The sequence below is a fragment of the Bacillus sp. J33 genome (genome assembly GCF_000518885.1).
GTDB lineage: Bacteria > Bacillota > Bacilli > Bacillales > Cytobacillaceae > Cytobacillus.
The window spans coordinates 1-19,865 of sequence record NZ_JAEL01000024.1 but is presented as its reverse complement, the minus strand read 5'-3'; the positions used below and the strand labels follow the sequence as shown (position 1 = coordinate 19,865).

19 protein-coding genes and 1 other RNA gene are annotated in these 19,865 nt (G+C 41.3%); 10 read left to right on the top strand and 10 right to left on the bottom strand.

Annotated features, from left to right (window positions below):
* Positions 1-158: 158 nt before the first annotated feature.
* The 5 genes from L634_RS0109780 to ssrS all read right to left on the bottom strand — a co-directional run bounded on the left by L634_RS0109780 (position 159) and on the right by ssrS (position 3,871).
* Complete coding sequence (locus tag L634_RS0109780) at positions 159-641, bottom strand: SRPBCC family protein (protein WP_026582292.1); 483 nt, start codon at positions 639-641, stop codon at positions 159-161.
* Positions 642-695: 54 nt separating this feature from the next.
* Entirely contained in the window at positions 696-1,955 is a 1,260-nt protein-coding gene (locus L634_RS0109775) for an MFS transporter (RefSeq protein ID WP_026582291.1), read from the bottom strand.
* A gap of 117 nt (positions 1,956-2,072) precedes the next feature.
* Positions 2,073-3,050 carry a ring-cleaving dioxygenase gene (locus tag L634_RS0109770; protein ID WP_026582290.1) on the bottom strand — a complete coding sequence of 326 codons (978 nt, stop codon included), beginning with the start codon at positions 3,048-3,050 and terminating at the stop codon, positions 2,073-2,075.
* A 122-nt stretch (positions 3,051-3,172) separates the two neighbouring features.
* A complete protein-coding gene (locus L634_RS33820) occupies positions 3,173-3,313 on the bottom strand; it encodes a hypothetical protein (RefSeq protein WP_198029744.1) in 141 nt (46 codons plus the stop codon).
* A 361-nt stretch (positions 3,314-3,674) separates the two neighbouring features.
* Positions 3,675-3,871: non-coding RNA, 6S RNA (gene ssrS / locus L634_RS32620), on the bottom strand.
* A gap of 757 nt (positions 3,872-4,628) precedes the next feature.
* Here ssrS and fdhF point away from each other — a divergent pair.
* Genes fdhF through L634_RS34630 form a run of 4 tightly spaced genes read left to right on the top strand, consistent with a single transcriptional unit; the run spans position 4,629 to position 8,500 of the window.
* Positions 4,629-7,619 (top strand): formate dehydrogenase subunit alpha, encoded by a 2,991-nt coding sequence (gene fdhF / locus L634_RS0109760; protein ID WP_026582289.1) that lies wholly within the window; start codon positions 4,629-4,631, stop codon positions 7,617-7,619.
* Positions 7,594-8,100 (top strand): DUF1641 domain-containing protein, encoded by a 507-nt coding sequence (locus L634_RS0109755; RefSeq protein WP_026582288.1) that lies wholly within the window; start codon positions 7,594-7,596, stop codon positions 8,098-8,100. The genes fdhF and L634_RS0109755 overlap by 26 nt, the downstream gene beginning before the upstream one ends.
* A gap of 8 nt (positions 8,101-8,108) precedes the next feature.
* Positions 8,109-8,327 carry a heavy-metal-associated domain-containing protein gene (locus L634_RS0109750; RefSeq protein WP_026582287.1) on the top strand — a complete coding sequence of 73 codons (219 nt, stop codon included), beginning with the start codon at positions 8,109-8,111 and terminating at the stop codon, positions 8,325-8,327.
* A 41-nt stretch (positions 8,328-8,368) separates the two neighbouring features.
* Positions 8,369-8,500 carry a hypothetical protein gene (locus L634_RS34630; RefSeq protein WP_269521519.1) on the top strand — a complete coding sequence of 44 codons (132 nt, stop codon included), beginning with the start codon at positions 8,369-8,371 and terminating at the stop codon, positions 8,498-8,500.
* A gap of 128 nt (positions 8,501-8,628) precedes the next feature.
* On the opposite strand, the gene L634_RS0109740 is transcribed toward L634_RS34630, so the two are convergent.
* The 4 genes from L634_RS0109740 to L634_RS0109725 form a co-directional block, all read right to left on the bottom strand.
* Entirely contained in the window at positions 8,629-9,894 is a 1,266-nt protein-coding gene (locus L634_RS0109740; protein WP_026582286.1) for an L-lactate MFS transporter, read from the bottom strand.
* Positions 9,895-10,021: 127 nt separating this feature from the next.
* The gene (locus L634_RS0109735) at positions 10,022-10,627 is read right to left on the bottom strand and encodes a TetR/AcrR family transcriptional regulator (protein WP_026582285.1); all 606 of its coding nucleotides are present in this window, start codon (positions 10,625-10,627) and stop codon (positions 10,022-10,024) included.
* Between the two features lie 13 nt (positions 10,628-10,640).
* A complete protein-coding gene (locus tag L634_RS0109730; protein ID WP_026582284.1) occupies positions 10,641-11,066 on the bottom strand; it encodes a DUF5392 family protein in 426 nt (141 codons plus the stop codon).
* 19 nt (positions 11,067-11,085) lie between these two features.
* Positions 11,086-11,802 carry a GTP pyrophosphokinase gene (locus tag L634_RS0109725; RefSeq protein WP_026582283.1) on the bottom strand — a complete coding sequence of 239 codons (717 nt, stop codon included), beginning with the start codon at positions 11,800-11,802 and terminating at the stop codon, positions 11,086-11,088.
* Positions 11,803-12,189: 387 nt separating this feature from the next.
* On the opposite strand from L634_RS0109725, the gene L634_RS0109720 reads away from it, so the two are divergent.
* From L634_RS0109720 to L634_RS0109695, 6 genes are all read left to right on the top strand, one after another.
* Positions 12,190-12,621, top strand: a complete 432-nt coding sequence (locus L634_RS0109720; RefSeq protein WP_026582282.1) for a MarR family winged helix-turn-helix transcriptional regulator — start codon at positions 12,190-12,192, stop codon at positions 12,619-12,621.
* A 1-nt stretch (position 12,622) separates the two neighbouring features.
* Positions 12,623-13,834, top strand: a complete 1,212-nt coding sequence (locus L634_RS0109715) for an MFS transporter (protein ID WP_026582281.1) — start codon at positions 12,623-12,625, stop codon at positions 13,832-13,834.
* A gap of 292 nt (positions 13,835-14,126) precedes the next feature.
* Positions 14,127-14,822 (top strand): response regulator transcription factor, encoded by a 696-nt coding sequence (locus L634_RS0109710; RefSeq protein ID WP_026582280.1) that lies wholly within the window; start codon positions 14,127-14,129, stop codon positions 14,820-14,822.
* Complete coding sequence (locus tag L634_RS0109705; RefSeq protein WP_026582279.1) at positions 14,815-15,819, top strand: sensor histidine kinase; 1,005 nt, start codon at positions 14,815-14,817, stop codon at positions 15,817-15,819. Before L634_RS0109710 ends, L634_RS0109705 begins: the two co-directional genes overlap by 8 nt.
* A 236-nt stretch (positions 15,820-16,055) precedes the next feature.
* Positions 16,056-16,817 carry an ABC transporter ATP-binding protein gene (locus L634_RS0109700; protein WP_026582278.1) on the top strand — a complete coding sequence of 254 codons (762 nt, stop codon included), beginning with the start codon at positions 16,056-16,058 and terminating at the stop codon, positions 16,815-16,817.
* On the top strand, positions 16,807-18,747 hold the full coding sequence (locus tag L634_RS0109695; RefSeq protein ID WP_026582277.1) for an ABC transporter permease: 1,941 nt from the start codon (positions 16,807-16,809) through the stop codon (positions 18,745-18,747). Before L634_RS0109700 ends, L634_RS0109695 begins: the two co-directional genes overlap by 11 nt.
* A gap of 46 nt (positions 18,748-18,793) precedes the next feature.
* Here L634_RS0109695 and L634_RS0109690 read toward each other — a convergent pair whose 3' ends face one another.
* The gene (locus L634_RS0109690; RefSeq protein WP_026582276.1) at positions 18,794-19,468 is read right to left on the bottom strand and encodes a carbonate dehydratase; all 675 of its coding nucleotides are present in this window, start codon (positions 19,466-19,468) and stop codon (positions 18,794-18,796) included.
* Positions 19,469-19,865 lie beyond the last annotated feature (397 nt).

The following is a 19,865-nucleotide window of genomic DNA, read 5'->3' as shown; positions in this document are numbered from 1 at the left end:
TGCAAAAATATTCAACAGTTTATTCTGAAAATTCTTATTTTAATGGGTTGAATCATACAAATTTGGATACATCAAAAATTTATTTGCCAATTTAAGCATTTAGTGATTTGATAGATAAAAGTTCACACTTACATGAAATGAAAATAAAAAAGCCCTATTCAGGGCTTCATTACTGCATCAACTGCAATTTTATATTCCTCGTACCACTTTTCCCATTCTTCTTTACGGCTGACTGTGTTTTTACCATCAAGCAGCCTGGAAATTACATCAAGGCAAACATGCCAGCCTGCAAGATCCCTTGGCGTGTGATCGGTAATTTCGGTAATTTTTTCAATCAATCTTAATTGTGTAGAGCTATTTTCCTCTTCAAGTTCAAAACGGACAATATCGTCACCCCATGTGTATTCAAGGATCGCCAGCTGTTCAAGACCCAGTATTTCCATCTCCTCAAAGCTGCCATCACCCATATCAAACTTGATCTTACCGCCTTTTTTAAGCTCTTCAACATGCAGTTCAGGGAACCATTTTTTCAAACAGCTATTGTCAGTCAGCATTGCCCAAACGTCTTCTCTTGGATGATCCAACTTTCTTGCAAAATGAGCTATATAGCCATTTTCAGCCTTTTCCAATGAAGCGATCATTGCCATGTCTCCTTTACTATCAATTTTACCAAATTATTTTAGAGCTTTTTATATTTACCCTTTAACTGCCATTTCCCTTGTTTGCTTCACTTTATGTTCCTGTTCTTTTATCAAGGCTGCTCCAAAAAGCCCGATCAATGAAAAAATTACGGGGATTATAAAACCATATTGGTATCCGGAAGGGAAACTGTCAAGAACTTTTCCGAACATAAAGGGCAGCAATACCGCGCTTAAAAATCCGCCTGTGTTGGCAAAGCCTGACACAACTCCCACATCCTTAATATCAAAAGATTTACGGACAACCGCAAATGTAAGCGTGCTGGCTCCGTTTCCATAGCCCATGATTAGAAAAAGTACAATCAGCAGCGGATACGGCGGCTTGCCTTGAAATAAAAGAAAAGTGGCCCATCCCATAAATACGATGATATGGGCGAAAAGATACGGACGCTTAATAGCGCCAAGCCGTCCCGAGATTGAGCTCATTAGCGGCGCACCGATTATCGCGCCAAACAATCCGATCATCACCAGCTGACTTGATTCCGAACGGGTCAGCCCATACATATCCATCCCATATGGAACTGCCCATGATCCAATGAAGCCAACATAAGTGCCGACAACACCAAAGTGGCAGAAAAATGTAGCCCATCCCTGACGGTCAGAAAAAACTCTCTTTAGGATTTCAGCTGTTTTTTCTCTCGGCTGCTTTTTTTCAGCAGAATTCCTTGTTTCCATTCCCATTCTTCTTGGCTTCCAAATTAAAATGAAATAAAGCAAAACAGCAAGAATCGTAAGAATAACTCCAACTGCAAAAAATGGGATACGCCAGCCCCATAATGAAATCCAAATGGAAAATGGCACGGTTGCCAGCAAAAAACCAAAGCTCCCAGACATACCAGCAAATCCAAGCAATCTAACAAATTCATTCACCTTGAACCAGCGGCCTAAAATGATCACCACATTAATCCAAATGGTGGCATCCCCGATTCCGACAAGCATTCTGGCTGCAAACAGGATATATTCATTGCCTGCAAAACTATATAATAGAGTGCCTGCTCCGTTTAATAGGGTGCCTGCAATCAGAAAAATATTCGGTCCAAAGCGATCAGACAAGATTCCAATTGGAACTTGCAGACTGGCATAGGCAAAAAATTGAATACTTGTCAGCAGCCCAATAGCTGCGGCTGTCACGCCAAACTCCTTCATTAATTGGTCTGTAATTAAGCCAGGTGCCGTCCTTTGGCTTACAATTAAGAAATATGCAAATAAAACTGCGCCAAATACAAGCCACCTGTATTTGCTTTTATGTTTCTCCACTGTCCTTTGCTCCTGTTGTCAAGATATTATCACCATTATACGCTAAAAAAAGGCAACTGTCCTCCACTGCGTTAAATCAATAAAACGACGCGGAGTCCAAATTGCCTATTTTTAACATTATTCTTTTATAAACTCTTTAGTGCTTCTGATTGTATCAATGGGACGGACATAGCTTTCAATTTGTTCCCTTTTTGATTCAAGGAATGGCGGGAGCGATAATTTTTCACCTAGTGTTTCGTAAGGTTCATCCCCCATGAATCCTGGACCGTCTGTAGCAAATTCAAATAATATTTGCGGAGCTACCCTGGAATATAATGAGCCGAAAAAGAACCTGTCCACAAATCCTGAAGTCTGGAAACCAAAACTTCTCATATGCTGATCCCATTCTTCAAGAACTGATTTATCTTCCACCCGGAATGCGGCATGATGGACTGTTCCATATCCCTGGCGCGCCTGCGGCAATACGGTATTATGCTCAACAATTACCTGTGCACCATTTCCGCCTTCACCAGCTTCGAACAAATGGAAATCTCCTTCTTGTGCGATCTCTTCGAATAAAAGCACTTTTTCCATCATTTCTTTAAAATAGTCAAACTGAGCAATCCGGACGAATAGCGGCCCCAATCCGGTAATCGCAAATTCAAGCGGGATTGGCCCTTTTTGCCATGGTGTACCGGATGCTACACCCTTGTTATTTTCATCAGAGATGAGTTGGTACTGCTGATCATCAAAATCAACGAATGATAGTGTTTTTTTTCCAAACTGCTCCTTTATACCTGAATGTTTGACTTCCAGGCGGTCAAAGCGCTTAACCCAGTAATCAAGCGCCTTATCAGTCGGCACCCGGAATGATGTTTTGTAAATTTCGTTTGTTCCATGAGAACCTTTTGGAATTCCAGGGAAATCAAAAAAAGTCATATCTGTGCCCGGACTTCCTGTATCATCCGCAAAAAACAAATGATAGGTTTGGATATCGTCCTGGTTTACCGTTTTTTTAACTAATCGCATCCCCAGTATATAGGTAAAAAACTCATAATTTTTCTCAGCACTGCTTGTAATGGCCGTAACGTGGTGAATCCCTTTAAGATGGTTCAACGCAAAATCCTCCCTTTGCTATCCGTTTTTTTATCTTAAAATAAAATATCTTTAATTCGAGATAAATTCACTTTAACACGGCTAATGAGTAGTGTCAATAAATACAGCCAGTAGCAAACTGGCTAAAAAAATGACTTAATGACATTTTCCTCATGATTGCATTCCTTGCAGATATACTCTATTTCAAGTGCATCTTCCCTGGCAATATGGGCAGTATCTTTCCGGCAAATTTCACAAAATCTTTTTTCAGTAATCTCTTTCATGTTTTCATCACTCCTGTATATGTCGTTTATCCCGCATTAACGGGCAGTAAGACCCCCACTTCAAGACTTTGAGGGGACAAAAAAGGATATGGGGGCAACTGCCCGTAGAAGCCCGATTGGTGAGATAAAGTGAAACTTGCCGATGCGTAAGCTGAGGATTAGTTGAGCCAATCGGGTTCGCAGTGTCGATTGATCGAAGCGTTAGCGGAGATCTTAGCGACAGCAGAATCCGACTAACCATCAGTCGGGGATGAAAGCCCCCCCTCTGTTGGAAGTTTCACTTTATCTTGGTTTAACCAGAAACCGGAATTCTAAACACAAAAAAACCAGCCCCTGTTTGGGAACTGGTTAGTTGCATTATGTAGCAGCCGCCTTTGCCGTAATGAATGATAAGAAAGTTTTAAACCACCACTCCTCAAAGTGGGTGTTCGCAGAAACCTTCCTGCATGTCCTCCCAGTCAAATAGACAGAGGCCTGTCATTCCCGTTTCAATGTAAAACTCCCTATTACAGCTTAAAGGTTAAAACTTTATTATGATTACGAACAACGCAGCTTGTAGTCTTATATTATATGATTTGATCAGTTTTTTCAACGGTAAAGCTTAATTGCTGAAATTAATTTGCGGAAAGGCGGCATTGATTTTGTTTGAAGTCGATGTTTTCTTTGCATTTACTGCTTTTATTGGATTAAATTGGTTAGCGGCGATATTGGGACCGCACAGGCTTTTTGGTCGCTATAGAAACATATTTACGACGAAATCGATACCTTTACAATCAATTTGGGATTAATTTGAATGAATAGCGACAATTTTTCATTCCTAGGCATCTTTTTAGGCGCTAATTCAGCTTATTAAAGACGAGTTTATTAAATCCAACAAAATATGGGTGTTAATCCCTTCCATTAACGACGATATTATTTGAAATATTAAATTTATGGGTGTTTATCGGATTGATTGAGGAAGATAACCTCGCTTCTTTTTTCGATTTATGAACAGTTTCCTTTCAGAATTATATTCTGTTGGTTAATCGCGTAATCTATGTTCTTATATTTTTGTTTAGGCCCACTTGATTGGTCTATGAAGAGTTTTTTTCTGCTCCCATTTCACCCTTTTTTTTCGCATGCCCAGCCAAGGGTGCCATGCTCTCCATCACGCTCCTCCCCCCTTATCACCCGCGATAATATCTGTTAGTAAAGAGTTCTAATATAAACCATTATTAAACATCCACCGCCATCCAATACCGGGAAATCTGTTATACATTTTCCACTTTTGGCAAATACTTTTTCGTAAAAGTACTTTTTGAATAGGTGGTGCAGAATGGGCGAGGAAAGGTTTACTTTTTTTGTAGATGAGAAGGAGATTGAGGCTCGGCCGGGGCAGTCGATTTTTGAGGCGGCGCGGGATTTCAATCATTTTTTGCCGGGGATTTGTTCCACCCAGCCTGATTTGGGGGTTGGGGTCATACAGACTTGTGATACTTGTTATGTGGAGATCGATGGTGAGCTGAAACGTTCATGTGCGACACCTGCTGAACCTGGCATGAAGGTAAACTCCGCTTCTGTTTTAGCAAAGGAAGCTCAATTAGAGGGAATGTCCCGGATTTTGAAAAATCATGAGCTTTATTGCACGGTTTGCGATAACAATAACGGAAACTGTGTGGTTCATAATACAGCGGAGCATTTCAAAATTGAGCACCAGAAGTATGAATTTAAGCCAAAGCCCTATCCGCAGGACAATTCGAATCCTTTTTACCGCTATGAGCCAGATCAGTGCATTCTGTGCGGGCTTTGTGTCGAGGCTTGCCAGGATCTTCAAGTCAGCGAGGTGCTGAGCATCGCCTGGGATCGGGAGCATCCGCGTGTTATTTGGGATAACGATGTGCCGGTTAATGAGTCATCCTGTGTTTCATGCGGTCACTGTGTGACGGTTTGCCCTTGTAATGCACTGATGGAAAAATCGATGCTGGGCAAAGCAGGTTATCTCACCAATATTCCGAAGCCGCTGCTTGAGCCGATGATCGATTTAACAAAAGAAGTAGAACCTGGCTATAAAGAAATTTTTGCAATTTCCAATGTAGAAGCTGCAATGCGCGAGGCTCGCATAGAGCGGACTAAAACAGTCTGTACCTACTGCGGTGTTGGCTGCAGCTTTGAGGTTTGGACAAAGGACCGGGAAATTTTAAAAATACAGCCGCAGCCTGATGCTCCTGTAAACGGCATCTCCACTTGTGTAAAAGGAAAATTTGGCTGGAGTTTTATAAATAGCAAGGAACGGCTGACGAAGCCTTTAATCCGTAAGGGCGAGAAATTTTATGAAGCAACATGGGATGAGGCCCTTTCCCTTATTGCAGAGAAGTTTTTAAAGATTAAGGAAGAAGAAGGATCGGATGCCCTTGGTTTCATTGCTTCCTCCAAATGCTCCAATGAGGAAAACTATCTCTTCCAAAAGCTGGCCCGGGCTGTATTTAAAACGAACAATATTGATAACTGTTCAAGATACTGCCAGACGCCAGCATCCATGGGACTTATCCGGACAGTTGGAGTAGGCGGAGATTCCGGTACGATAAAGGATATTGCAAGTTCGGATTTAATTATTGCAGTCGGCGCCAATCCAGCAGAGTCCCATCCTGTACTCGCAACGCGGATTAAGCGGGCAAACAAACTGGCGGACCAAAAACTGATTGTCGCAGATCTTCGTAAAAATGATTTGGCAGACCGGGCTGATTTGCATATCCATCCGAGACCGGGAACAGACCTTGTGTGGCTTTCCGCTGTAACCAAATATATCGTCGATCAAGGCTGGCATGACCGCGAGTTCCTGAATAACCGTGTGAATCATGTCGAAGAATATATCAAATCTCTTGATAAATTTACGATGGAATATGCCGAAGAAGTTACGGGGATATCAAAGGATAAGCTGATTACAATCGCTGAGATGATCCATGAAGCTAAAGGCACCTGCATTTTATGGGCAATGGGCGTTACACAGCATTTGGGCGGAACAGATACCAGCACAGCAATTGCCAACCTGCTGCTAATCACGGGCAACTTCGGCAAACCGGGTGCAGGTGCATATCCGCTCCGCGGCCATAACAATGTTCAAGGCGCCAGTGATTTTGGCACCATGCCAACATGGCTTCCTGGCTACCAGCCGATTGAAAATGATGAAATCCGCAGCCGTTTTGAAAAAGCATGGGGAACCGATCTGCCGAAAAAGCCGGGACTGAATAACCATCAGATTGTGGAAGCCATCCAGGCAGGCAAAGTAAAAGGCATGTACTTGTTCGGCGAAGAAATGGGCCTCGTTGATTCTAATATCAACTATGTTCATGAAGCGTTTGAAAAACTGGAATTCTTTGTCGTGCAGGATATTTTCTTCTCAAAGACGGCTCAATTCGCGGATGTCGTTCTGCCGGCCGCCCCGAGCCTTGAAAAAGACGGCACCTTTACAAATACAGAGCGCCGCATCCAAAGATTTTACAAGGTATTGGAGCCGCTTGGCGACAGCAAACCGGATTGGCACATATTCCAGGAGCTTGCCAATAAGCTCGGAGCCAACTGGAATTATCAGCACCCAAGCGAAATTATGGATGAAGTGGCCAAACTTGCGCCGGTATTTGCCGGAGTCAGCTACAACCGCCTTGAAAACTGGGAAAGCCTTGTTTGGCCTGTTGCAGCAGATGGTACCGATACACCATTGCTTTATGAGGACAAATTCAACTTCCCGGATGGAAAGGCACGGCTTATTACGGTAGATTGGACTCCTCCATTTGAAGCTGGCGAAGAATTCGATCTTCATCTCAATAATGGCCGGATCCTGGAGCATTTCCATGAAGGCAATATGACATATCAGTCTGAAGGGATCTCGTATAAAGTACCTGAGCTATGGCTTGAGGTTTCACCAGAATTGGCCGAAGAACGAAATATTCAAACCGGGAGCCTTGTCCGCCTCACGTCTCCTTATGGCCATATACAGGTCAAAGTCTGGGTGACAGATCAGGTTAAGGGAAAAGAGCTATATTTGCCGATGCATACAACTGAAGGCATTGGTGCGGTCAACAAGCTGACAAGCAGCTATCATGACAAAATTACACATACACCGAACTACAAGGAAATGCAGGTGAAAATGGAAGTTGTGATGCAGGATGGCGATTCTCCGCTTCCCCATCATAACTTCCGGTTCGGCAGCCCGCAGCCTCATATTGGCGTAGAAACCGAGAAGAAATGGAGCCGGGACGATTTTATCTCTATTCCGGAAATGCTAAAAAAGGAGGGTCTATACGATGGCGAAAGCGATCAAGCAAATTGAGCTGGTACAGCCCTCCGCTCAGGAGGAACAGGCAAAGGATATAGCTGCACTTCTAGAGCAGCTTGCCGAAAACCGTGAAGCCATTTCAAGTGCAATTGATATTATCGGCCAGCTGCAAAAGTCGGGAATTCTCGATATCATACAGGGATTCTTGCATTCGAAGGAAAAAGTGGCCGCCATTGCGATCGAGCAGATCAACCAGCCGAATATGCATAATATTATCCGCAACGGCTTTAATACTATCGATTTTCTGGGCTCCCTCGATCCCCAGCAAATGAGCATGATGATGAACGCCGTCACGAAAGGGCTTGATGAGTCTGCAGAAGTGATGAAGAAAAATGAGAAACGCAGCATGTGGGGGCTTATGAAAGCGATGCAGGACCCTGACACCAATTTAGCGATTCATTCAATGCTTGGTTTTCTTAAGGGGATGGGCAAGGAAATGGGCAAAGATCATACGCATTATAAAACAGGAGAGTGAATTCTGTCTTGATTACCCGGACAATTTCGATTGAAAACATGGATAAAAACGATGAAGAAAAATTAAACCAGGCTCTCTATGATGTCTGGGGTGTCCGAAAAGTGAAGCTGAATTCCATGAACGGGGAAGCTGTCATTTCTTTCGATGAAGACGCTGCATCCTTTATGGATTTCGAACAGGCCATTAAGGACTGTGGATATAACATTGCTGCTCCTGATGGCCACTAAACTCGGAGAAAGTTTCATCAAGATTCAGAGGAGGGCTCCATTTGGCTAGAGTATGTGAAATCTGCGGGCGTAGGGACGAGACTGAGGAAGAAGAATATAGCTTTGACATCCTGGATATATGTCCTGATTGTACAAATGACCGTATTCACCCTTCTGCGCTTGAGAATTTATAGGATGTTCCTTGTGCCGTTTTATTTGTTGAAAAATGCATAACCTCTGCCCCTTTCCCCTGCTTTCGGGAAAGGGGCAACCTATTTTCACAAAAAATAGCTCTTGCCAGGTCATAGGCAAGAGCTTTCCATTATTCAGTAACAAGCTGGCTGCTCGCCCGCTTTTGTTTCTTCGTTTCCCTGATTTTTTTGATATCTCGCTTCATTAGGAGCGATACAATAAAGCCGATTCCAAGCATGACTGCGAACACGTAGAATGTAACGGTATAGCTTTGTGTTGCTTCGTAAATATTGGATACAAGCATCGGTCCTGCTACACCGGCGATTGACCAGGATGTGAGCAGATAGCCATGTATGGCACCAAGCTGTTTGGTCCCAAACAGGTCCCCGATAAAGGCCGGCAATGAGGCAAATCCTCCACCATAGCAAGAAACAATGATGTAAAGGAAGATGGAAAAGATAAATGAGTTGGTAATGAACGGAAGAATAACGAATGCGGCCACCTGGATCAGGAAAAAGGTCATGTATGTATTGCCTCTTCCCAAGTAGTCGGATGCGGATGCCCATCCAATTCTTCCACCGCCGTTAAAGAGGCCCATAATGCCGACGATGCTTGCAGCAGTTATGGCACTGGCACCAGTAATCTCTTGTGCCATTGGCGCAGCAACCGACAAGATCATGATTCCTGCAGAAATGTTGATGAACATCATGATCCATAGGAGCCAGAATCGCTTGGTTTTAATGGCTTCATTCGCAGTAAGCTGAGAAAGGTCGGCTTTTACAGGCCGTTCTTCATTCTTTTCTGCCATTCCTTCCGGTTTCCATCCTTCAGGCGGCTTTGCAATATAAAGCGTACCGGCAATCATTAGAATAAAATAGCTTATTCCCAGGATGTAAAAAGTGGCTGGAATGCCTGTGGCAATCATCAATCTGCTTGCGATTGGACTTGTAATAAGCGCACCGGCACCAAATCCCATAACTGCCATTCCTGTTGCTAGTCCTCTTCTATCCGGGAACCACTTTACCAATGTGGATACAGGGGCAATATAGCCAAAGCCAAGTCCTAAACCTCCAATGAGTCCAAAGAAGATCAAGAATAAAATGTAATTTTCTAATTGAATGGCGAAACCTGATCCAATGGTCCCTAAACCAAAAAATACGGCTGCAATCATGGCAGATTTTCGTGGGCCATTTTTTTCGACAAACCTTCCAAAAAAGGCAGCGGCAGCACCAAGAATGAAAATCGCAATCGTAAATGCCAGGGATACATCGGTTTTTTCCCATCCCAATGCTTCCTTTAATGGATTTTGATAAACACTGTAGGCATATACAGATCCAATGGATAGATGAATGGCGACAGCTGATAGTGCAATCAGCCATCTGTTCTTGTTTGCCATATGAAACTCCCTTCCCATCTATATTAGTTTCAATTATTCCCCATTTGGAGAATGAGCCACTTGCTACTTTTTACCTTCCCAAAAAAGCCTGTCTCTAATCCTTTTAGAGACAGGCTTTTTGTAAAATTTAAGAGATAAAACCTTTCTTTAATAAATGAATCTGTGTCTTATAATTGTCCAATGCGGCTTCAAAGGTTAATTCCCCTGAGAATTTTTTCACAATATTATGAAAGGTGACCGACGAAATAATTTGCATCATATGAAAAAGTTCGTGTTCATTCTTAATGTTCAGCATTTCATGATTGATCAGCGTGCTGATCTTTTTAAAGTTTTCGTTCATATCCGTTTCCCCGAAGCTTGTTGTAAAAACATTTTCAATCCGGTGCGTCATATTAAGGAACAGGTTTCTTAAAAATTGCAGATTTTCTTTTTCTTCAGTAATGATGACCTGATAGAAATCAATCATGGCTTCAAAAATATCGCCCTCATACCTTTGCAATGAATTTACAAAATAGTCTTTGTATGCAGCAACATGATTAGCCAATAAAAAGAAAAAGGCATCCTCCTTGTCTTCAAAGTATTGATAAAAACTGCCTCTCGGAATTTTGGCATCCTTAATAATATTGGAAATCGAAGCCTGGTAAAGCGGCACCCGGGCAAATTCTTTTTTAGCTGCACAGATTAACGTTTCCCGTTTATCATCCGGCAAGTTGAAAAATGTAATTTTTGGCAAAGATGGTTCCTCCTTACTGCCAATCTCTCTTCTCCTCTTTTAAAAACTGAATAAAATATGGGATTGCTTTACGGGGATTTTCATTAATAAGCACCTTGTACCTTGATTTAAGGTGATCTGAGGCCCATTGGCTTTTTTTAATCCGTTCTTTTATATACGCTGTGCTTATTTTTTGGATTTCCTGCTGCTGGTGTTTCCCTTCTTTGGAAAGAGCGAAACCAAGCGCACCGATAATGGCATAAATGAAAATAGCCAGCGGGGATGTCTCCTGGTCAGGCACAGTAAAGAATAAAGTCATCAGGTTAATTAATGAAAGAATAATTAAAGGCGTCGACCAAAAAATATATCTGGCAGCCTTTTTGGTAATAGGCGATATTTTTTCTTCAAGCTGCTCCAGCTCTCTTTTTACAAAATTCGGCATGTCCGTCCAAATTTGCATATAAATAATCTCCTTTATGTTATGTTCCTTTATTGGTCAATAGGTCCTGTAAGCTCTCAAAGCGGAAAGGTAGTTCTTCTTCTCCGCCACGCTGCTTTAGCTGAATCATTTCTTTATGGATATTCTCCATTTTCCGATCGAGGCGTCCAGCCGTTTCGGCAGCCTCTTTCAGTTCATTCACTATTCTTTGCGGGATTTCTTTGTTGTACTTATAGTAAATTTTGTGCTCCAGGCTTGCCCAGAAATCCATCGCTATTGTGCGGATTTGAATTTCCACAGGGACAAACTCTTCCCTATCTGACATGAAAATGGGAATTTGAACAATAAGATGAAGGCTCTGATAGCCATTCGGCTTTGGCTCTTTAATATAGTCCTTGCAATCCAATACAGTAATATCCTTTTGGCTTTCAAGCATATTTTTAATTTTGTAAATATCGGATACAAAGGAACAAGTGATGCGAACACCTGCGATATCCCTGATATTCCCTTTAATGGATTCTAAAGAAAACGAAAGGCCCTTTCGTTCGAGCTTTTTCAATATGCTCTCAGGAGACTTCAAACGGGATTTTACATGTTCAATTGGATTATAGTCATGAACGTATTGGAACTCCTCTTTCAAGATGTTTATTTTCGTATTGATTTCTTCCAGTGCAAATTTATAGGACATCATAAATCTCATTAAGTCGGTCCTTAGTTCTTTTATAAGCAAGTATTGTTCAGGTGATTTTGTAACCATAATGAATGGCTCCTTCATATTTTAGCCGTAGTTTTTGGTGGATGAGTAATGGCTGGCCTTTTACAGGGAGCTGCATTTACTCCCTTCTGTTGCAGATTTTTAATCAGCGTTATATGTTTTGATTGATTCAAAGCTTTTCACCTCGATATGACACTGTGTCATTCCTGCATCTTGAATTTTATATGACAACGTGTCACATGTCAATGTGATGTGACATGTTGTCACAAATTTGCCTAATTCTTTTTGACCATTAAGAAAACCGCTATAACAATTGCTTTTTAGCCGGAACCTATTTACACAGCAAAACGGAATACATTATAATAAGATATATAAAATTAGTTACCCTAAATAACTATTACCCAAAGTAACTACTTAGGAGGTTATACCATCAAGACTTTTCAAAAATTCTTCCATCACCTAGTTTTATTGTACCGCCCTTTTGAGAACAGACTGAATGCAGAGTTAAGCAAGCACAATTTATACCGCGCCCAATGGTCCATCCTTTATTACTTATTTAATCAAGGTTCCGCGACCCTTGTGGAGCTTTCAAACTACCTTGGAGTGGAAAAACCGACTATAACACGGACTATCTATAAATTAGAAGAAATGGGCTATTTGGAATCTGTTCCAACAAAGGACAAACGAGAAAAAAGAATGCAGCTTACGGGGAACGGAAAGAAAATCTATTTGGAAGTCCGTAAGACGATTGATGAATTTGAACAGGAAATTTTAAAGGGAGTTTCTGAGGAGGAACAACTGGAGGGAATTCGGCTAATGTGCGAAATCCGAAACAATTTAATACAGCAGGGAGAGTTATAAATTGAATCATCCTGGACATAAACTCTGGACAAAGGACTTTATCATTGTATCATCGGTCAATTTTTTTTTAACCCTAATTTTCTATTTATTGATGGTCACGATTGCCGTCTTTGCTGTCAATAATTACGGAGCAACAACAAGCCAGGCCGGGCTTGTAACGGGTATTTTCATCATCGGAACGTTGATCGGCAGACTTAATATCGGGCGTGCCATTGATACAATTGGGCGCAAAAAAACCCTGTATTTAGGACTTATCTTTTTTACACTGACGACACTATTATATTTTGTCAATATCGGCATTACTTTTCTTTTGATCAATCGCTTCATTCACGGTATTGCACTGGGTATGGCAAGCACAGCAACCGGAACAATCGTTGCACAAATCATTCCATCAGCGCGCAAAGGTGAAGGCATCGGCTATTACAGCATGAGTGCCACGCTGGCAACAGCCATTGGTCCGTTCATAGGGCTATATATGATGCAGCAGGTTACCTTTGAATCGATCTTCCTTTTCTGTCTGGCTTTAGGAATTTTTGCTTTCATCACTGCCTTCTTTTTATATGTACCACAAGTTGCAGCTTCATCAAAAACTTCATCAGAGATAAAATCCTTCAACATTTCCAACTTTGTTGAACCAAAGGCAGTACCTATTGCGTTTATTACATTGGCTATCGCTTTCGGATATTCAGGCGTCCTGTCTTTTATCAACTTTTACGCGATGGAAATTGATTTAGTCCGTGCTGCAAGTTTCTTCTTTCTTGTATACTCTGCAGCGGTTTTGATTTCCCGCCCCTTTACAGGACGCTTGATGGATCTAAAAGGCGCCAATTATGTCATGTACCCTGCATTCGTTATGTTTGCAGCCGGCATGTTTGTGTTAAGTATAGCCAGCAGCAGCTTCACCTTGTTATTGGCAGGTGCCTTGATTGGGCTAGGTTTCGGAAATATGCAATCATGCACACAGGCTGTAGCAGTCAAACTGACGCCAGTCCACAGGATGGGATTGGCAACTTCCACTTTCTTTATTTTTCTAGATGCAGGGCTGGGGTTCGGGCCTTATGTATTGGGATTCATTATTCCAGTCACGGGATACAGCACACTTTATAGCATACTGTCCGTGTTCGTCTTATTAACAGCAGGGCTTTATTTTGTTCTGCATGGGAAAAAGGAAAGCGCACAGAAAGCAAGATTAGATGCATCAGCTGCAGGGTGATTGGCGGCGTATTTAGCGAGCCGGGTTTTGTGCCCGGTTCTTTTTGTTTATGCTTTGGAAAGGGCCTTTTTTGCATAGTCCCAAGGCTCTTGATTCAAACTTATCCTAATTTCACCTCGCAATTAGGATTTTGCATTACTGCCTTTCCACAAACGAAAAACTGCCCTCATTTAAAATTAAGCGTTTTTCCACGACGGCATCCCACTTTAACATAAACCAGTTATATTCTGGCACACCTGCATGTTTTCCTATACAATAATGGAAGGATTATGTAAAAGTGTGGTGAGTTTTTTTGTTTAAGCTGCTATTAATCGAGGATGATGCCTCGCTCTTTAATGAAATCAAAGACCGCCTTTCTCAGTGGTCATATGATGTATATGGAATTAAGGATTTTAGCAATGTCATGAAGGATTTTACAGAAGTGGAGCCTGATTTAGTCATTATCGATATACAGCTTCCCAAGTTTGATGGATTTCACTGGTGCCGGATGATTCGCTCCCATTCTAATGTGCCGATTATTTTCCTCTCTTCACGCGACCACCCTACCGATATGGTGATGTCGATGCAGCTTGGTGCTGACGATTTTATTCAAAAGCCTTTTCACTTTGATGTCCTTATTGCAAAAATACAGGCCATTCTAAGGCGTGTCTATAATTATAGCGCGGCCCAGAGTAAGCTGAAGACATGGTGCGGCGCCACCGTTGATTACGAAAAAAATACTGTTGTAACTGATGCAGGTTCCATAGCATTAACTAAAAATGAAATTTACATCCTTAAGCTTTTGATTGAGCGAAAAAATCAGATTGTCACCCGTGACGAAATCATTAATAGACTTTGGGATGATAAACGGTTCATCAGTGACAACACCCTGACGGTCAATGTAAACCGGCTTCGCAAAAAGCTTGATGAAATTGGGCTGGGAACCAGAATTGAAACAAAGGTCGGACAGGGATATATGGCAACCGAAGAGGATTCACCATATGTTTAAAAGATATATGAAAGAACGAATGAGCTGGATTCTGCTTTTTATATTTTTGCAGATTCTTGCAGCCTTAATTATTTACATAGATTCTGCAATTTCGTTAAAACCCTTCCTTTATTACAGCTTTTTATCTTTGATCATTTTTTTGGGATTTTTTATGATTCGTTTTCAAAAAGAAACGAAATTTTATAAAGCGATGGAGGAACGGAAAGATAATTTGGATCTAACGAGTATTCCTGAACCTGAAAGTCCCTTTGAAGAGATTGTAGAATCATGCATGGTGAGGCAGACTGAAAGCTTTAAGAAAGAATATACTCAAAATCGTATACTGCTTGAACAGGAAAAAGATGATTTGCTTTCATGGATCCATGAGGTTAAAACGCCTTTGACTGCGATGCATCTTATGATTGACCGTCTCGAGGACCATCAGATTAGAGCCTCCCTTACCTATGAATGGCTGCGCATCCACCTTCTGCTCGATCAGCAGCTTCATCAAAAACGAATACCTTTTATGGAGAACGATTTATATATTGAAAAAACGAATGTTGAAGAGATCATTTTCAGCGAAATCAGATCCCTCCAAACCTGGTGCATTCAAAAAGGAATCGGCTTTGGGGTTGAATTGGCAGAAACCAAGGTGCTTACGGACGCCAAGTGGCTCAGTTTTATTATCCGGCAGATCCTAACCAATGCAGTAAAATACAGCGAGGAATCAGACATCCTGATCTCCAGTTATATACGTGATAATCGGACGATTCTGCAAATCCAGGATTTTGGCAGGGGCATCAATCAAAAAGATTTGCCGCGTATTTTCGAAAAAGGCTTTACCTCTACTGTGAACCATCGGGACAAAGCAGCTACTGGCATGGGCTTATACCTGGCCAAAAAAGCTTCAGAACATCTTAAAATACAAATTCTTGCAGAATCCGAACCAGGAAATGGCACCACGGTTTTGCTCATTTTTCCTAAACGAAATGAATTTGTCAGCATAACAGGCATGTGACAAAAGTGTCACATGCTTTTGCTGTTTGTTCGTTCAATCGAAGGAAATACTCATTCATGTCATTCTATAATTGAGATATCGGAGCAAGCGTCAGCGTCTTAAAAAAGGAACTCCTTATCCTCCGAAGGCTCGCTTTGGACGGGCGAAGTTTCAATGCTGAAGCGTTTCTTGTCCTGATTTCTGGAGTAATTTGGTTATGCCCCCGAGAAGCTAGACAATAGAAAGGATGATTGCAAATGATCGTTTTGGAAGCAAATAAAATTCATAAAAGCTACGGAAATAAATTTAATAAACAGGAGGTCCTGAAAGGAATAGATTTGCAGATTGGGACTGGAGAATTTGTAAGCATTATGGGTGCCTCCGGTTCAGGGAAAACAACCCTTCTTAATGTGCTTTCTTCCATTGACCGTGTCAGTGCGGGTGAAATTAAAATTGAAGGAAAAGAACTAACCGGTTTGAAGGATAAGCAGCTCGCACAGTTCCGAAAACAGCATTTGGGCTTTATTTTTCAGGATTACAACCTTCTGGATACGCTGACTGTGAAAGAAAATATCCTCCTGCCACTTTCAATTACCAAAACACCAAAAAAAGAAGCGGTTGAGAAGTTCACAGCTGTTGCCAATGAGCTTGGCATCTTTGAAATAAAGGATAAATATCCAAACGAAATTTCCGGCGGACAAAAACAGCGGACTTCAGCGGCCCGCGCATTCATTCATGAGCCGAGCATAATATTTGCTGATGAACCAACTGGGGCGCTTGATTCAAAAGCTGCATCCGATCTCTTAAATAAATTAAGTGATTTAAATCAACAAAGAAAAGCAACGATTATTATGGTCACTCATGATCCTGTCGCAGCAAGCTTTTGCAGCAGGGTAATCTTTATTAAAGATGGACAGATCTATTCTCAGCTAAATAAAGGCGATCAATCCAGACAAGCCTTTTTCAAAGATATTATGAAAACACAAAGTGTATTGGGCGGTGTGCAGCATGAGCATTAATACACTAATCTTCCGCAATTTGAAAAAGAATCTCAAAAATTACTATCTCTATGTGTTCGCACTTATTTTTAGTGCTGCTCTCTATTTCGCATTTGTTACGCTGCAATACGATCCGGCGGTCACGGAAGTAAAGGGATCCATTAAAGGTGCCGCTGCCGTCAGAACTGCCTCCATTCTGCTGGTAGCGATTGTATCTATCTTTCTTCTATATGCGAACAATATTTTCATCAAAAGACGGAGCAAAGAAATTGGGCTCTTTCAGCTAATCGGGATGACAAAGAATGAAATCTTTAAACTGCTAAGCCTTGAGAACTTACTATTATATTTCGGTTCATTGATTTTCGGAATCTTTATTGGGTTTTCTATATCCAAATTGATCTTGATGATTTTATTTAAATTAACCAATGTAGAAGGCATCGCAAAATTGCATTTTTCTGTAGAGGCGCTTGTTCAGACACTGATTGTCTTTACAGTCATATACTTTTTTATCATGCTGATGAATTTTGTATTTATTAAAAGACAAACTATCCTTTCTTTATTTAGAGTGGTATCGGTTGCGGAAGGAAAAGTGAAAAAGCTTTCGCTTTTGGAAATGCTTATGGGGGTCCTGGGGATCATTTTGATCATCACTGGGTACTATGTATCTTCCTTGCTTTTCGGCGGAGATTTTACAAGCATGACAGAATTATTTATGGCAATGACATTCATTCTAGCTTCAGTTATTATTGGAACCTATCTATTCTATAAAGGGTCTGTCAGCTTTATTGCCAGCTTGATTCGCAAAAAGAAAGGCGGTTACTTAAATGTAAATGAAGTTTTATCTCTGTCTTCCATCATGTTCAGGATGAAATCCAACGCGCTTTTATTAACCATTATAACTACTCTATCTGCTTTAGCCATTGGGTTATTATCACTCAGCTATATTTCCTATTACTCTGCAGAAAAATCGGCACTGGATAGCATCCCTGCCCACTTTACAATGACGGCTGAAGAAGATGCTGAAATTTTTAAAAAGGCACTTGAAGCAGAAAGTCTGTACTATAAGGAAAACAGAATTGAAGTCTTGCAGGTAGAGGCGAATATGGAGAACATAATGGATGTGAATATGGATGATATGAATATTCAATCTCCGACGATGATCCTGCCTGTAATAAGTGAAAAGTCCATACCTGGCATTAAACTTACCTCACAAGACACTGTGCTGACAGGCTATAATGATATACTTCAGAAATTTATGACGCTCAATGATTCAGGAGATATTGAGTTTAAAGGGAAAACAAAGACAATTGAACAAAATTATTTGGGATTGAATAAAGATTTTGTGCTCCCCTTTTATTTCACTAGCGGCGGTCTGCCAGTTGCAATAGTTGACGACAAAGTATATGAAACATTAAAGGAAGACCTGGACCCTGATGTTCAGCTTGAATACTCGCTTTCTATCGGTATTGATATATTAGACGATGAAAACAGTGAAAAAGCAAATGAAATTTACCAGAATCTCGAGTTCAGCGGAAGAGCCGATTCCCAGCTGGATATGATTAATCAGCAAAAATCAAATATGGGATTGATCATGTTTATTGTCGGGTTTCTTGGATTAACCTTCCTGGTTACTTCAGGCTGCATTCTTTATTTTAAGCAAATGGATCAAAGCGAAGACGAGAAACCAAACTATACGATTTTGCGGAAGCTTGGTTTTACACAGGGTGATCTCCTCCGCGGAATTCAATCGAAACAGGCGTTTAACTTTGGAATCCCGCTTGTGATCGGATTGATGCACAGCTACTTCGCCGTCCAGTCAGGCTGGTTCATGTTCGGAAGTGAGCTTTGGACCCCGATGATTTTGGTCATGGTGCTATACACAGTTCTTTACTCGATTTTTGGGATTTTATCTGTGATATATGCAAAAAAAGTGATAAAAGATGCACTTTAAAATGGAAAAGCCGCTCAGAATGTATGTTCTGAGCGGCTTTTGTAAATTATGAGCCGGTTCGATCATGATTGCAGGATAATCCACAGGAACAGCGGATATCTCCGAACATGAGTGAGTAAGCGGCCGGAAATTCCTGATTTACGCGCTGTACTTCTTTTGCAAAGTCGGCATCATTTTTGGGAACAGGTGAAAGTGAATCGGCTTTCTCCTGAGTGTCAATGGAAGCCCCCGGCGGAACAAAACTATTTGGCCTCAGCCTAACCCCATTTGTCACCACAGCACTTGTTGAAATAAAAGCCCCTTCCCCTATGACGGCTGAATAAACAATAGCTTGAAATCCAACAAAAACACCATCCTCAATCAAACATGGACCATGTATTAATGAACCATGCGTACAGCTAACATTTTTTCCGAGATAAATGGAATATTTCTTGTCTCCTTTATCAACATACCTATTTTTCAGTCCATGGAGGATCACGCCATCCTGGAGATTCGTCCCTTCCCCTATATAAAAAGGGCTCCCTTCGTCCGCGCGTATACTGACAAAAGGCGCAACAAAGACATTTTTGCGTATGGTCACATCACCAGCCACAAAACTGAACGGGCTTAAAAAAGCGCGTCTTGAAATTCTCGGCCACACTTGAATAGGATTAATAGTTGTTAACGGATTAGGGCTGACAAAATGGAGTTTTCCAGGCGGTACGTGAGTATGATAAGACACTCAATCACTCCTTTTACACAGCTGCCTTTAAAAAAGAATATGCGGATCTCAATGCTAAAAGTACCCGGCAGGTTCTTTTGAAAGAAGAATAAAGTAGGGAAACCATTCTCATGGCTTCCCCCTTATCAAACCGCACGTGCCCTACTAAGGCATACGGCTTACCCATATGTTACAATGATTATCAAGANGATGCGTTCCAGGCATTCTGCATCTTTTCTAGACGGCGAGGAGTATAATACTCCTTGCCTTTTCTTTTATGTCTTTCTTTTGTTCTTCGCTGTTTTTCTTTTGAATTCTTCTGTATATCTTCGATATACTGCTCGAGGGAGTAGCCCAAGGTTTTGTGTAAGTAAAGCCAGTAAGTTGAGATGAGTCCTATTTTGGCAAAGAACGAATT